Raw genomic sequence first — 15,218 nt, forward strand, 5'->3', positions numbered from 1 at the left:
GCCCCTATTTTTTTAAAAGCGTGAGATAAAATGTTGTCCCATGCTTTACTGAATCTTCGTCCTGGTGGACAGAATCGACTCTGGCATGACCACCAAATTTATGAATATAAACTTTTATAATATTTAGTCCAAAACCACTACCTTTCTCATTACTTGTTCCAGATGATGAACTATGGACTTCAGAAGTAAATAGTTTGTTTCTAAAATTCTCAGTCATACCGACACCAAAGTCCTGAATAGCAAGCGTAATCGTCTCATCATCTTCAGTAGCAATATAACAATCGATATGGGAGTGTTCATAACTATATTTGATAGCATTTGAGAATATATTATTAAATACGTTAACAACAAGTGCAACACCATCAGCAACAACAGTACGGCCAACAAGATCAGGGTTAACGCGAACAACGATGTCTTTTTGCGCAAGTCTTTCCTCAAAAGTCATTATCGATTCATTGAGCTTCTCTTCGAGATTAACAATGTCGAGATTAACATTAAGAAGTTTATTCTTTGCCATTTCAAGAGTTCTAATATTGTTGATTATATAGGCTTCATTTTTGATCGCATTTTGCATTTTCGTAAGATGTTTTTTCACATCTTCGTTTTCGTGGTCCTTTAACATATTATTCAATACACGTACGCTATGATTGTTAACCATCGTAATATTTGCAAGGTCGTGACATAGAACACGAACGAGAATATCTTTATCGGCATGGGACTTTTCTAACTCTAGAGTCTTTAGTTCAAGAAGTTCAGTTCGCTCTTTAACTTTCTGCTCTAGACTTTGAAGAAATAACGCATTTTCAAGCGAAAGAGCAATCTGTGTTGTTAACAATTCCATCGTCTTCGTCTTATCAATCGAGAATACGCCTTTAAGATCCTTATTAACAAGGAAAAGGACTGCTTTAATGTCATCATTTGAGCGAAGAGGGAGCGCGCAGATAGAAAACACGCGATTGTTTGTGAAATAACTATCTTTTGAAAAATTATTATACTCAGAAGCATCATCGAGACGAACAACTTCCCCAGTATTGTAAACATACTCTATAATTGCACGACAGAATCTCATCTCACGATGCCCACTGTGAGAATCAGAAAGAAGATGGTATTCTGAACCTTGTTTCTGTACAATCAGCCCGTCTTGAGCGTTTGTATATTCTATTGCAATTTTCTTAACTTCAGAAATAAGAGAATCAAGACTTATGTGCTTGGCAATTGACTTTGAAATTTCAAGAAGTACATTATGGGCAATTCTCGAGTTATGATTATTTAACATAAACTGACTTGAGAGATTATTAAGATATTCTTCCTTCGCGGGAAACTCCCACGTCTGATAGGCCTCAATACTTTTTTGAATATATCCACGTGCATTTACATAGCGCTTATTCTTGATCAAAAACAATGAATAAAGTTCACTAGCGATTGCAACAATATTCACAAACCCATCTTCCTCTGCTGCATCAATTGCTTGTATATAGTAATTTTGGATCTTTATATTCGACTCATTTGTAAATGCGTCCATATACTCAGCTTTGGCAAGATAGAAGCGTGCTCGAAAATTCTCAGGCATAACATCTTTCATTTTACTCAGATGATGTAAACTACTCTTACACAACGTTACTGCTGAAAGCTTACGACTATTTGACATATCGCCCTTTCTTACAAGAGCAGAACAAATTAAAACAGAAAAGAAATAATGTTCGAATAAAACAATTTGTTTTTGAGTTCCAATCTCACCAATTTTTTCTGCAACTAGCGTATACTCAAACGCCTTTTGAATATCGTTGAGTAAGTACAACTTAATTGCCTCAAAGATATAAAACCAGGAAAGTGTCTGCTTATCATCGACGAGGCCTTGAACTTTTAAAAACTCATCAACATCAAAGCCTTCATCTATTTTAGAATATTTTACATCTGCAAGTCCTGAGATAGCTGTTGTAAAACGACGAAGAACCTGCATAATTGGCAACATGTACTGATCGCCTACTTTGTCACAAAACTGGCTATATTCAAGAACATTTTCGTAGACTTCAGAAAGAGGTTTTCCAATATAAAGCTCACGGGAAGTTAGACAATATAGACTATAACTAGCAAAATTAAAGTCTCCACAATCGACACCTGCATAGTGCCCCTTTCTAAGCCAAGGGATACTCTCGCGTATTGGAGCATGATAAAACTGAACAAAGTTATTCCAAGCAAATAAGACCTTTGAGTAATAACGGTGCCCATTGAGCTTCTTGTTAAGCTTAACAGCAACTTTAACAAGTTCATGGGCCCGTTTATAGTTTTTCAAGGCAACTGCTTCTACAAAACCCATTAAGGAAATTGCATAACTACCAACATCGCTATTACCATAACGAAGAGTTAAAACAAGGCAATTGAGACAATTAAGTAACATTGACTCTGGACTTTGTATGAAACAACTTGGTGACATATTTGATAGAATCTTAAGTGCTGCAATGGCATCTTCATTAGTCGCAACAGGATTTTCCAATATTTTCTCATTGCTATTAAACAAAAACATTATCTTCACTTGTAATAACTTCGGCGCGACATGATACATCTTAGTCTTAGCAGGAAATGAAATACCATAGAGCTTCAAGGCCTTCGCTCCTACTGTAACAGCGTCATCAGCTCTGCCTTGTAAGGTATAATAATTCATCAGAATCTCATATACCTTGGCCTTATCTCTGTTAGACCTTGCACGTTCTAAAATATAATTATATAAACTTTCAGCCTTATGCGTTTCATTACAAAGATAGTAACACTCAGACAAGTGTGTCCCCACATCGAGGGCTTCTTCATAATTACTTTCCCAACGATCATCAGGAAGTAAGTTATATGATATCTCAAAGTATTCTCTTGCTGCTTGAAACGCAGATGACTCATACGCCTTAAGCCCTGCAACTTTATTAATCTTAGAAGTATAAGGACGATTCACCTCACCACCATGTTCAAGTAGCTTATTTGCGTGAAAAGTGAGATCGAAAACAAGATCATCATTATCATCAGTTGTAATACTCTCATAGTAGTTTGAGATATGCCGGTGAAATTCAAGACACTTTTTTTGCTCAATTGTCTCATACAAAGCTTGTTGAATTTTATCATGAGCAAATTTGAATACAGAATTTTTCAATTCCTCTGCATCCTGAACTTTTACAAAGCGGTAATTGATATCCAATGCATTAATATACTTTTTCTCCAGGCCAACAATTAATGCTTCGAGACAAACTTCTTTAGAAATATCGAGGGTATGGGAAACAATATCAATGTCAAATTGTGCTCCCACTGCGGAAGCGCATTGTAAGACTTCTAGAAACCGTGGTTCAATTCGATTAAGGCCTTGAACAAGTAACTCAATTAAGTTATTCGATATCTCAATCTCACCAATTTTCTTAGAATCAAAGTTCCAAATATTTAACACTTCATCAAAAAATATTATTTCTCGTTCATAGAGCGATTTCAAAATACTCTGAGCAAAAAATGGATTACCATTTGTTTTTTCAAAAATAACTTGAGCAAGAAGTCGTTCAGACTTATCTTTTAGATGGAGCGTGTTCTTTATCAACTTTTCTAAATGTGAAACTTCCAAATTTTGAAGCTCAATATTGTCAACAATTCCTCCCAGAGCAATTGATTCATTAATACAAATCTGCCAAGGATGATTAGGACCAACTTCATTATTACGATAACCTGCTATAATAAGAATATTGTGATCTTTTATATCTGTAATAAGAAACTTAATAAGGCTAATCGTCGAACTATCTGCCCACTGGAGATCGTCAAGAAATAATACAATTGGCTTACCACTTTCTTTAAAGACACTAATAAAGCTAGAAAAAGTCTTACAAAACAAATTGAGAGACTCTGTAGCACTTAGTTCATCCTTCAGTTTTTTTGTGTGGGGAAATAAATTTTTAACTGCTGGTATAACATCAGAAATCAATGAAATATTATCTCCAACGGTCTTCTTTATTTTGTCGACATAAGATTGAACAACATCTTGTGACTCTGTTAAAACCTCATTAACTAACTGAGTAATTGCCTGATTAAGTCCTGAAAAAGGGATATTTTTCTTTAGCTGATCAAATTTTCCTGAAATATAATATCCGTTGTGCTCTGTCATTGGTCTTTTTAACTCAGACACGAGAGCAGTCTTTCCAATTCCAGAAAAACCACTAACTAAAGCGAGGCGATTGCGTCCAAAAACAACATCCCCATAAGCCTTCATTAACAGACTAGTCTCTCTTTCGCGACCGTGCAAAGTTTCATCAATTTTAAATGTTACAAGCTTATCATACTTCCCAAGAATGAACTCATCGCTGCTTCTCTTCCCTTCAATTACCAGTGCACAAAATTCAAGATCAGACAAGATTCCCTTTGCAGATTGATACCTATCTTCAGAATTTTTTTCCAACATCTTATCTATTACTTTTGAAAGACATGGATTAATTCTATTATCCAAATCACACAGAGATTGTGGCTTTTTCGTTAAATGTGCATGGATTATCTTGTGATTATCTTTCTCTTCAGCAAAAAGAAATTTTCCTGTAAGCGAATAATAAAATAAAGCACCTAGTGAATAAATATCGCTTCGATAATCAATACTGCGATTCATTCGACCAGTCTGTTCAGGAGAGATGAAATGATAGTTTCCAAAAACACGATTGAGATTAGTATTTACAATTAACTCACTACTAATCTCAGAATAAAGCCTAAAATCACTCAGCTTAATAATATCACGTTCAAAATCAACGACAACAGAACGAGGATTAAGATTATTAAAGACAATATTTTTTGCCCATAAGAAATCAAGAGCGTTCAATAAACCGGTTGCCATCTTTAGAAGTTCATAAAAAGAAAGACTTTCAATTGATACCCTGGCCTCCAATGTATTGTAGTGCTGCTGAACATCTAGGCTAATTTTTTGTGATGAGATAATATTTGGATGTTCCAAATTCTTAATTAATTCGAACTCTCTCTTTTTAGCGACGAGCTCTATATTTTCATTACTATCAAATGAAATGTTATTTTCAGTACGATTTATTTTTATATTAGTTGTCATGGTGTCTCCAATAGTACTATCGGTTTAACCTATAAAATTTTAATTATTTTATTGATAAATATCTTTAATTGATGGATCATTAATAATTATTGTTTTTCTACCATCGAGGTATACTATTTGCTACAGTAAAGAAGTAAGTCTAATTGCTGGATCAACAATTTTTAGTGCTACGTTTCTAAGTTATATCAAACTAAAATTGTCAACTTTGCAGAGTCAGCAGAAGAAAAATGTTGTTATAAACATGCTTCTAGGCTACCTCGCCATAGGGATACATCAGTTTTTAGAATACTTCGCTATTCTTAACGGAAGCTCGATTATATACAAAGTCGGACTACTATCTTCTATCTCAGCTATGTTTTTTAATCTAAGGGCCAGTGAATTTTTCTTTGATAAGAAATTGGGCTCGAAGCAACTGCTTGCGATACTTTTCTTGCTCGCAATACATATCTTCACTCGTGAGATGAGTTTTGAAAACGCACACTTCTACGTTAGAGGAAAAGACCATTTTTATTGGGGTGCCCTTTGGATGATATTCTTCCTTTATTGGAATCTTATTCACTTTATATATTATCTTCAAAACTATGGACGCTTAGGTGCAAAAGAAATTAGAAATTTTCCATTTGCAGCACTTAATATTTCTTTCATCCTCTCTGCGGTCTATTGCTATATTCTTGGACTTTCCAAAAAGCTAGACTTTCTTCCGGCCTGTGGTTCATTTGAAATTGTTTTTGATGCTCCAAGCATCTGGTGTGTTTTTGCAACGATTCAAGGAATTTTTCTATATTTCTACTTGAAAAATTATTTGGCCAGCACTAGCGTAATTGAATATCGAAAACCCGCTTGGAAAATAGCAATTATTTTAGCAATTATTATTGAGGTTATTATCTTCCTAACCCTGCCAATTTTCTCTGCACTCTCATACAAGATGATCCTTCGTTAATAATACTCCAGGCATGTTTAAGACCTGGAGTATAGTGAATAATTTGAATTAGTACTGTATGGAAGCTGGTATATCTTTTACTGGCATATAGTTTGGCATTGGAAGATTCTTTTCAGTCTTATAAAGTTCTTCTCTAAATTTAATAACGGCATCTTTAAGCTTCGGTAAGTTGAATTGATAAAAAGCATCAATTGTTAACGAAACATTTGTCGGCTTAAAGAATAACCAATTTGCTAATATTAGTCGCGTTTGATCCATAATGCTTGCCACATCTCCAAGGTCCAACTTGAAATCAGGATTCTTATATGAAGGTGATGCCACTCTCACGCGTAGTGGATTTTTATTCATTGGGATTTCAGCATAGGTTTTATGATCTGCACCGTGCCCGATTGTGATATCCCAGATATAGGAAGCAACAGCGTGATTTAATATTCCCTCTTTCCAAATTTCTTCGCCATTTGGAAATGTGGGCATCTCTGCATTGATATAGTTCGCCCAACGAGTAACAAATTTATCACCTCGAGGAATTTCCGCCAAAATATTTGACACAAAATCAAAGTAGACTTTGTAGTAAATATCATGAAACTTTCCATACGCCGTTTCATTTTTCTGAGGCCCCATTAATGGATAAAAGTATTTCGGGTACGAGGGATTATCTTTTATTCCATGATAACCTAGTACAACAAGATCACGCATTGACTCTCCAGTAGCTGGAAATGGGGCATAAATCATCCACCATTTATTTTGCAGGAGAGATAGCTTGCTATTTAGAACCTGCCAATCAAGCTTTAAAGTTAATTCGGTATGAGGATAGATTAATTGGAAAAGAATATGATCCTTTGGTACTGCTGTTTTCGTAATAGCATTAATTGCATCCATAGGAAAATGTAAACGAGGATGAGTTGCCACGATCACGTGATTTGCTGCACCTTGAAGTGAAATATACTTTGCAAGCATCCAGAGGTCACCATCGCTATGATCAACCACATAATCACGAAGGTTGATTGCGATAAGTTTAATACCGTTATCATGCTTCTCAAAAAGTGCGATACTTGGTTCACACTTAACTCCAGAAACAGGAACAAGTAGCTTCATGCCGATAAAGTCACAAACGTAATAGTTCTTTCCTTCTTCGAGGTAATCTTTAAAAGTTGCTCTCACACTCTGTGTGAGCGTATCTGTAAGAAATTTACTATAACAGGTATTGTAGTAGTAATCACAAAACTCCTCATCTGAAACAGGAGAAACCTTCCACCACATAATTGCTTTAAAGAGTGCCACCGGCCACATGAAAATCCATGTAAAAACATAACGACTACCAATCATCATCCACCAGTAGAACAATTCAACAAATGGGATATGAAGAACGCCCGGAGCTTCTCCAAATGGATGATTGGGCGATGGTTGAGGCCATGGGCCTTGGCGGTCATAAAGAAAATCTTCAGGAGGTAGATCCTCAAACTCACTCTCTAGTGTTAAATCATCTGAAAACTTAGTTTTCATATCCATTGTACCTCTCCCTTAAAAATAAAGCGCCATCCCGATTTTTTCACCGTTCTGGTTTATTTTTTCTCCGTTATAAAAATGATTATTAATTGACTTTTGATAGTAAAATCTTAGAAACCAAATATCGATGAAGACACCGTACTCACGCTTTCGATTATGATATGTAATTGAATTACTCGACTCAGAGGATGAATTTGAATATTTAAAATTACCTCCCAAAAAACTTAAAAGATAAAGTTCAAAATCGACACCAAAGAAGTTTGGTGAAAATCTATTTCCAAGTTCGTCTTTTGCGTTAAGAACACCGTACTGAAGATTTAAATGTGTCGACTGTTGACTACCTCCTAGTAGTCGAAGGTTGAGATTATAAGAATCAGTGTCAAAAAGTTTTTGACTATCACCGACGCCGCCTTCGAGACCAAGAAAAGTAAAGAACGCCTTTCCCGAGAAGTATCCCTCTGTTGAGCTTGAAGATGTTAGATCGCGAGTTTGTTTAAAATTGAATTTGTCATAGCTTAAAACAAACTCAAATAAATTACTTTCAGTATTCAGGGCAAGCCATTGATCCATAAGAGAGATTCTTTGTTTTGTTGCAAGCCAGTCTGCAAGTGTCCAGCGCGACTGTTGTTTTTCTTCATGCTTCTTAATAATAACAGTGTATATTTCATCGGCTTTAATGGCTGGACTAACACCAACAACGCTGATGAGAAAAATAATAGTAAATAGAAACAACTTCATAACAACACCTCAATGTCTGGTGGCCCAGAAAATGGACGGAATTCCAAACAAATAACATTGTCTCAATAAATAGAATTTGATGTAAGTGTTGAAAATTATTCCGATCCTAAGGATTTCCCTAATAAAACTTAGTAGTTAAGTCATAATAACAGAGTAAAAAAATTAAGTTTAAACAGCGAAAGTTCGCCAATGTGATAAAGGTTCTTCAAAATGGAAATAAAAACTGCCCCACTCTCGTTCACACAACTCAGTCTTAAAAGTCCAGTGACAAACTCAGTTACAACGAGGACGGCTTCTCTTACCCTGGCCCAGAACTTAGATAAACCAGTGAATAAATATTCAACAAATCAATGGAAGTATGAACCAGTGCAAGGCCACTACCGAAATACTTTTGTAGAAGATCAGACCGCAAATTATTTAAAACGATTAAATAAAATCTAAAAAAGGCTGCAAATGAAATTGCTTAGTAGAATTGCATTCATATTATTATGGAGCAGTTACATTCTAGCGCAGGTAGCAGAAGTTACCCTTAAAAAAGGGATAGCCTACAAGATTTCAAGTTCGACTCAGGTCGACCTTGAATTAAATTCTAAAGTCGATATTAACGAAACTATTATCACAGGAGAAAAGTCTGTGATCAAAATACTTTTCGCTGATAAGAGTATTATCACACTAGGGCCAAACACTTCATTCGTCGTCAATACTTTTCAAGTTCATCAAACACAAAGGAATGCTGCTTTTAATCTACTGACAGGAAAGATTAGGGCCGAAATCACTAAGGGACAACTTGATAAAAATAATGTGCAAGTCATTACAAAGAAAGTTTCAGTAGGCGTTAGAGGAACTGAGTTTCTAGTTAATGCACTCGCGGAGAAAACTGACGTGGCCTTACTTGAAGGAAAAATCGATGCACAAATTGGAGAGAAAATTCTTGAGGTTGAGCCTGGTGAATACTTTTCAAGTGTTGATGGTGAAATAAGAAAAATGACGCCAGACCAACTCTCAAAGTTACTTGAAAACAAAGAAGAATTTCTTCCTGAATTAGAAGAACTAAGACCTAGAGTGCAAAGTAGTACTCCAGATATGCCACTTGGAGGACCAGGTGTAGCGGTTGTACCAACCATTGGTATTGGAGGAGTAGGCATAGGATTAGCAACATCTGAATCAGTCATTAGTACAAGTGATGAAGAGGAAGAACAGGAAAATAAAGAAAATATGGTACATGATGCCGTAAAGGATGAGCTTCAAGAAAGAGAAGATCCACCAGACATAAAATCAGCAAAGAAGAACCGCAAAGAGTTGTTGAAAGAAAATAAATGCTTCTACTGGTTTTATAAATCAATTCCAGGAAGTGGAAAAATAGAACGTTTTAGAAGGGATAGGGCCTGTGATGACTACTACTTCGACTTGTAAAAAATTATCTCTGCTTGCGATAGTTATCATGACTCTTACAAGCTGCGGCTCAGCGGAGATTATTCCAACAAAAGATGTTTGTCATCTTATCCGACATGATGAGGATGATCTGTACCAGGTAAAAATTAACGATGATTTAATTAATAAGCGCTGGTACCTAAAAGAAGACGCAATTGTGATAGCAGAAGATCTTCACAAGAAAAATCTCTGCACATCAAGATATCAAATTAGAAAGTAAAAAATACTGAAGCCCCAAGAGGGATATCATCGCGCTTGTGATTGGCCTTCCACTTCCCTCTTGCATAACCACTTTCAACAATAACCCCTAGTCCATTAAGTCCCGTTGAAAGTTCAACACCTACAAGAAAAGAATGCGTTTCAACTTTTCCTTTAATATGTTGTGAAGCGACACCCTTCCCATTTAACTCGGCAGTGGTATCGTAAACGGAGTAAGTATAGTTAAGATAACTTAGGAAGTTTCTTGTTGAGCGATAACTATAAATAAGAGAAACTTCTCGAGCATCTAGATCAAGATGTGCATCATATAAGTTTCCAGTCGAGCCATTACTTGTCGTTACATTAAAAGAGTTCTTATCTTCACTTCCTGATCCAATTCCGCCCATGACTGCCATCTTATGACCTTCTTGATCTTTACCGAGATCTCCAAGAAATTGCCATTTGAGACCAAAGATACTCGCAGCATCATGAAAGTCAGTATAAAAGAAGTCCACTTCAGGAATTATTCCAAGTGCTGCGTCAATATGTAGACCATTCGAGTCATAGACACCTTGTTCAGTATCAATAGAAACTGTTTCTCCAAATATATTACTAGCATAAAGGTGCCCAAGTTCGTAGCGAAGAGCACGACCAACACCAATTCCAACTTTACCACCAAGGGTTTTCCCAGAGGTTTCGGCCGTCTGGAATCGATTTCCAGGGACTTTAAAGTCAAGTGTTGAAGAACAAGAAACTAAAAATAGTGCAATAAGTAATAGTAGTAAGTTTTTCATGAGTAAATGCTAACTTCAAAATTACGTCCTGTCCTACATTTTCGTGACAAAAGATCGTTAAAATTTTAGTATGTTAGGCTCATCGAAGGAGTCAATTTTGAGTAAAAAATCTTATATTATAGGAACGCGTGGTTCCCTTCTAGCACTAACTCAATGTGGTCAAGTTAAGGACGAATTAGAAAGATTAACTGGGGATAATTTTGAATTAAAAATTATTAAAACCCAAGGTGATCAAATTACCGATAAGCCTCTTTGGCAACTTGAAGGAAAAGATTTTTTTACAAAAGAACTTGATGCTCAATTACTTGAAGGACAAATTGATCTGGTTGTTCATTCATATAAAGACCTAGGAAGTGACCGTCCTGAAGGAATCAAACTTGCTGCCATAACAAAGAGGTCTTTCGCTCATGACATTCTCTTTATCAAGAAATCGACAATTAAAAATCTTCATAATATGGAAGAACTTGTTGTCGGAACAAGCTCTCCAAGAAGAATTGTTAATATTGAAGCTCACCTTAGCGAATATATTCCAAATGGTGAAAACTTAAAAATCTCAACCAAAGTCTTACGTGGAAATGTAAACTCAAGAATTGGAAAGCTCGTTGACGATCAGTACGATGCGATCGTTCTTGCAATGCCTGGAATTGAAAGACTTGCGATGACTGAGAGTTCAAGACTTGAACTTGAAGGCCTTATAAAAGATCTTGATTATATGATTCTTCCACACTCCGCTTTTCCTGCGGCCGCAAGCCAAGGTGCACTTGCAATTGAAGCCCTTGAAAATCGTGACGATGATGGAGAGCTTTTAGAGAAACTAAAACTCATGGAAGATAGTAAAACAGTAAAAGAAGTTAGCCGCGAACGACAGGCATTTGCATCGTATGGCGGAGGCTGTCACCTCGCAGTTGGTATAAATGTTACGAAGCACGGTGATTACTATCTTCACACTCATCGTGGAGCAGTTGATGACAAAGAAGTATCTTACAAACTTCTTGAAGGAAGTTTTGCAAGTATCGAAGCTAACACGAAGAAGAAGGCATTCATTGGACTTCCTATTCAAAAGTTTTCAAATAGCACAAGCGTACCATGTAAACTTCTAAAAAAGACATCTGTAAAAGCAGAAATTGATACAACAAAAGATTTATTTGTAACTTCAACTTATGCTCTTGAAACTTTGAAAGAGACGACACCTAAGTCCGCACTATTTTGTGCAGGAAATAAGACTTGGAAGAAATTAGCAAAAGAAGGGTTTTGGGTAAACGGATCCAGCGATTCGCTTGGCGAAGATTACCTACAAGAGATTCGCGAATCAAAACTTCTTGAAACTTTCTACAGCGGAAAGGACGCTCAAGCACGTGGTCTTATTTCCCTAACTCATGCCGGGAGCTACTCAAAGTATGGCGAGGTTGTTGCGGTGTATTCGAAAGAAGAAGTGGAGTTATCTGCAGAAGATGAAAAAGAGCTTTTAAGTTGTAATATCTTCTACTGGACGAGTTTCACGCAATTTCAAAGCTACGTAAAAAAGTATCCCCAAATAGAAGGTGCATTCCATTGCTCAGGGCTTGGAAAAACTTTTGAAGGCCTCAAAGATTATGGTCTAAAGAATTTAAGACCGTTTGGAAGCATGGAAGAATTTAATAACTGGTTAAAAAAATAATTAAGAATATAAAGGAATAAAAAATGAGCCAAGAAGCATTATTTGAAAGAAGTAAAGAACTCGTTCCAGGTGGAGTACACTCTCCGGTTAGAAGTTTCAAAGGTCTTGAATCGACACCACGTTTCGTCAAAGAAGCGGATGGTGCTTACTTCACAGATGTTGACGGTAAAAACTATATTGATTTCTGTATGAGCTTTGGCCCACTAATTCTTGGCCACAAGAACAAAGATGTTCAGGCTAAGCTTATTGAAGGTTTAAACCGTGGTTGGAGTTATGGAGCTTGCGAACCTTATTCACTTGATCTTGCAGAGTTTCTTTTAAAGAAACTTCCATTTGTTGATCAACTAAGATTTGTAAACTCTGGTACAGAAGCAGTGATGACTGCACTAAGACTTGCAAGAGGCGCAACGGGAAAAAATAAAATTATCAAGTTCAATGGTTGTTACCATGGACATGTCGACGCTATGTTAATTAAAGCTGGTTCAGGACTAGCGGGTGAAGCAGAGGCATCTTCAGGTGGTGTTCCAGAAGGCGTTGCTAAAGATACACTTATTCTTGAACTCGGTGATCTTGAAGGAGTAAAAGCTTGCTTCAAAGATCACGCAGGAGAAATTGCTGCAATTATCGTTGAGCCACTACCTGCAAATAACGGTCTTTTAATTCAAGATCAAAGCTTCCTTGAAGGACTAAGAGAAATTACAACCCAGAATGACGCCCTACTTATCTTTGATGAAGTTATTTCTGGTTTCAGAGTTGCTTTTGGTGGGATGGCCGAAAAAACAGGAATTACTCCAGATATCGTAACTTACGGAAAAATTATCGGAGGAGGTCTTCCTGTTGGTGCCATCGCTGCAAAGAAAGCAATTATGCAAAATCTTGCTCCTGTTGGTGCTGTCTATCAAGCAGGGACTCTAAGCGCCAACCCTCTCGCAATGGTTGCAGGACTTGAGACACTTTCTAAGTTAACAGAAGAGTCATATAAAACTCTTGAAACAACGACTTTAAAAGTTGCAGATATTTTCAAGAAGTTTTTGAAAGAGTACGAAGGTGGAAGATTTTCAAATTACAATGTGATCACACACTCGTCATTATTTTGGATTGTTCCTGGTGATAAAATTAAGTGTGCAAATAATATTCCTGGAAATATCGGGGTGGACTTCACTCCACTATTTGAACTTCTTTTAAAGAAGGGAATCTACCTTGCACCAAATGCATATGAAGTAGGATTTGTATCTCTTGCACATAATGAAGAAGTTCTAGCAGATCTTGAAAAGAGGCTTTGGTCTTAATGCTTGAACTAAAACAAAAATCTTCACCACTTTTTGTCCTCGCAGGCCTTGTAATGTTTATCATTACTCTCATGGCCTCGTGGTGGCTTTATCTCTTAATTGGGATGAGTAATCGCCTTCAAGTACTTGAAGGAAATTCAGACGGGCCAAACATGGTGAGGCTTATCATGTGGGAGGGATCAACTTTTATCCTTCTCCTCATGCTTATCTTTATTTTCTTCATCGTGCTTTTCTATAAAGACGTTAAAAAGAATAAATCGATCCATGCCTTCTTCGCAGGACTAACGCATGAACTAAAAACCCCTCTTGCAAGTATCAGACTTCAATCTGAAGTAATTCAAGATGAGGCAACAAAACTATCAAGCACAAGACTAGATAAGCTAACGACAAGACTCATTGATGATACCAAGAGACTTGAGACCCAAATGGATAAGATTTTACAACTATCAAGAATTGAGCGCGGCGGAAATCTAAATCTTCGTGCAGTCAATGTGAAAAGCCTTTTCTCTAAACTCGTTAAACTCTATGGTGGCGATCTTTCAATCTCACTTGAAGAAATGAGTGAATCAATTGAAGTTTTGGCCGATGAGTTTGCACTTGAAATTATCATTAAAAATCTCTTAGAGAATACAAGAAACCACACCTCGTCTAAAGAAGTGACGGTAACTTTAAAAGAAGATTGTAACTACGCTTTCATTAGATACAAAGACAATGGAATCTTTGAAGGCAATGTAAATAAATTAGGAAATCTATTTTATAAATTCAACTCGTCTAAAGGTTCAGGCATTGGGCTCTATCTCACGAAGAAATTTCTCAAGAGAATGAAAGGTGATATTGAAATTATTCACGATGGCGGTTTAGTTTTTAATATAAAACTACAAGTTGTTCCAGGAGATCACTGTGAAAAACGCTAAGATCCTTATCGTTGAAGATGATAATAATTTAGGAGATACACTGCAAGAGTATCTTCAGGGCCTAGAGTACGACTGTGCCCTGGCCAAGAGTGCCAAAGAAGCGAAAGAGACTTTTTCCAAATTTGCTCCTGAGATTATTCTAATGGATATTGGTCTTCCAGATGGAAATGGGCTTGAGCTTGCCGCTCAGTTCAGAGACTTTCGTAAAGACTTTGTTTTAATCTTCCTTTCGGCCCTTAATGATCCTGAGACAAAAGTTGAAGGATTTGAAGTTGGAGCAGAAGATTATATTACAAAGCCTTTTGCTCTAAAAGAACTGACAATCCGCCTTGAGAGAATTTTAAAATTTAGAAGTGATATCTCATCCGATGACGAGGTATCAGTTGGAAAGTTAAAGATTTGGTTTAAGAGATTTGAAGTAGCAGATGCCACAGGGAAAGTTCTTCCATTATCTCAAAAAGAATGCGCGATTCTACGTCTTCTTTGGAATAAGAAAAATGAAGCATTAACGAGAGATCAGATTATCGATGAGGTTTGGGGCGAGGATAAATTTCCAAGCCATCGTACTGTCGATAACTATATTGTCCATTTAAGAAAGTGGACCGAATCCGATGATTCAAAAATCATGGAGATTCAAAGCATACGTGGAATTGGTTATAAATTAGTAATAAATGAATAAATAAAAG

Annotated in this window: 12 protein-coding genes; 8 read left to right on the top strand and 4 right to left on the bottom strand. The window is 36.5% G+C overall.

Features of this window, described 5'->3' with window-relative positions; translation table 11 throughout:
• Positions 1-4: 4 nt before the first annotated feature.
• Entirely contained in the window at positions 5-5,065 is a 5,061-nt protein-coding gene (locus M900_RS06660; protein ID WP_021274151.1) for an AAA family ATPase, read from the bottom strand.
• A 241-nt stretch (positions 5,066-5,306) separates the two neighbouring features.
• On the opposite strand from M900_RS06660, the gene M900_RS06665 reads away from it, so the two are divergent.
• The gene (locus tag M900_RS06665; RefSeq protein WP_021274253.1) at positions 5,307-6,005 is read left to right on the top strand and encodes a hypothetical protein; all 699 of its coding nucleotides are present in this window, start codon (positions 5,307-5,309) and stop codon (positions 6,003-6,005) included.
• Positions 6,006-6,053: 48 nt separating this feature from the next.
• Here M900_RS06665 and M900_RS06670 read toward each other — a convergent pair whose 3' ends face one another.
• Both M900_RS06670 and M900_RS06675 read right to left on the bottom strand, forming a co-directional pair.
• The gene (locus M900_RS06670) at positions 6,054-7,514 is read right to left on the bottom strand and encodes a hypothetical protein (RefSeq protein WP_021274280.1); all 1,461 of its coding nucleotides are present in this window, start codon (positions 7,512-7,514) and stop codon (positions 6,054-6,056) included.
• Between the two features lie 12 nt (positions 7,515-7,526).
• Positions 7,527-8,249, bottom strand: coding sequence for a hypothetical protein (locus M900_RS06675; RefSeq protein ID WP_021274173.1), 723 nt, complete (start codon positions 8,247-8,249; stop codon positions 7,527-7,529).
• Positions 8,250-8,459: 210 nt separating this feature from the next.
• Here M900_RS06675 and M900_RS17685 point away from each other — a divergent pair, with 210 nt between their 5' ends.
• From M900_RS17685 to M900_RS06685, 3 genes are read left to right on the top strand one after another with little or no spacing between them, the layout of a single operon-like run.
• Entirely contained in the window at positions 8,460-8,690 is a 231-nt protein-coding gene (locus tag M900_RS17685; protein WP_021274254.1) for a hypothetical protein, read from the top strand.
• Positions 8,691-8,702: 12 nt separating this feature from the next.
• Positions 8,703-9,662, top strand: coding sequence for a FecR domain-containing protein (locus M900_RS06680; RefSeq protein WP_034731781.1), 960 nt, complete (start codon positions 8,703-8,705; stop codon positions 9,660-9,662).
• Positions 9,637-9,900, top strand: a complete 264-nt coding sequence (locus tag M900_RS06685) for a hypothetical protein (RefSeq protein WP_157680572.1) — start codon at positions 9,637-9,639, stop codon at positions 9,898-9,900. Before M900_RS06680 ends, M900_RS06685 begins: the two co-directional genes overlap by 26 nt.
• On the opposite strand, the gene M900_RS06690 is transcribed toward M900_RS06685, so the two are convergent.
• Positions 9,890-10,672 (bottom strand): hypothetical protein, encoded by a 783-nt coding sequence (locus tag M900_RS06690; protein WP_021274039.1) that lies wholly within the window; start codon positions 10,670-10,672, stop codon positions 9,890-9,892. The genes M900_RS06685 and M900_RS06690 overlap by 11 nt on opposite strands.
• A 97-nt stretch (positions 10,673-10,769) precedes the next feature.
• Here M900_RS06690 and hemC point away from each other — a divergent pair, with 97 nt between their 5' ends.
• The 4 genes from hemC to M900_RS06710 are packed head-to-tail and all read left to right on the top strand — an operon-like array spanning position 10,770 to position 15,211.
• The gene (gene hemC, locus M900_RS06695) at positions 10,770-12,329 is read left to right on the top strand and encodes a hydroxymethylbilane synthase (protein ID WP_021274188.1); all 1,560 of its coding nucleotides are present in this window, start codon (positions 10,770-10,772) and stop codon (positions 12,327-12,329) included.
• 23 nt (positions 12,330-12,352) lie between these two features.
• On the top strand, positions 12,353-13,618 hold the full coding sequence (locus M900_RS06700; RefSeq protein WP_021274048.1) for a glutamate-1-semialdehyde 2,1-aminomutase: 1,266 nt from the start codon (positions 12,353-12,355) through the stop codon (positions 13,616-13,618).
• On the top strand, positions 13,618-14,532 hold the full coding sequence (locus M900_RS06705) for a sensor histidine kinase KdpD (protein ID WP_021274055.1): 915 nt from the start codon (positions 13,618-13,620) through the stop codon (positions 14,530-14,532). The genes M900_RS06700 and M900_RS06705 overlap by 1 nt, the downstream gene beginning before the upstream one ends.
• Positions 14,519-15,211 carry a response regulator transcription factor gene (locus tag M900_RS06710; RefSeq protein ID WP_021274276.1) on the top strand — a complete coding sequence of 231 codons (693 nt, stop codon included), beginning with the start codon at positions 14,519-14,521 and terminating at the stop codon, positions 15,209-15,211. The genes M900_RS06705 and M900_RS06710 overlap by 14 nt, the downstream gene beginning before the upstream one ends.
• Positions 15,212-15,218: the final 7 nt, after the last annotated feature.

This window comes from Bacteriovorax sp. Seq25_V (genome assembly GCF_000447795.1).
Classification (GTDB): Bacteria; Bdellovibrionota; Bacteriovoracia; order Bacteriovoracales; family Bacteriovoracaceae; genus Halobacteriovorax_A.

Bases quoted from the DNA above. Each gene is read 5' to 3' on its own strand.
- M900_RS06680 (WP_034731781.1), top strand. From the start codon at position 8,703: ATGAAATTGCTTAGTAGAATTGCATTCATATTATTATGGAGCAGTTAC.
- M900_RS06700 (WP_021274048.1), top strand. From the start codon at position 12,353: ATGAGCCAAGAAGCATTATTTGAAAGAAGTAAAGAACTCGTTCCAGGT.
- M900_RS06665 (WP_021274253.1), top strand. From the start codon at position 5,307: ATGCTTCTAGGCTACCTCGCCATAGGGATACATCAGTTTTTAGAATAC.
- M900_RS06670 (WP_021274280.1), bottom strand. From the start codon at position 7,514: ATGGATATGAAAACTAAGTTTTCAGATGATTTAACACTAGAGAGTGAG.
- M900_RS06660 (WP_021274151.1), bottom strand. From the start codon at position 5,065: ATGACAACTAATATAAAAATAAATCGTACTGAAAATAACATTTCATTT.
- M900_RS06675 (WP_021274173.1), bottom strand. From the start codon at position 8,249: ATGAAGTTGTTTCTATTTACTATTATTTTTCTCATCAGCGTTGTTGGT.
- M900_RS06690 (WP_021274039.1), bottom strand. From the start codon at position 10,672: ATGAAAAACTTACTACTATTACTTATTGCACTATTTTTAGTTTCTTGT.
- M900_RS06705 (WP_021274055.1), top strand. From the start codon at position 13,618: ATGCTTGAACTAAAACAAAAATCTTCACCACTTTTTGTCCTCGCAGGC.
- M900_RS17685 (WP_021274254.1), top strand. From the start codon at position 8,460: ATGGAAATAAAAACTGCCCCACTCTCGTTCACACAACTCAGTCTTAAA.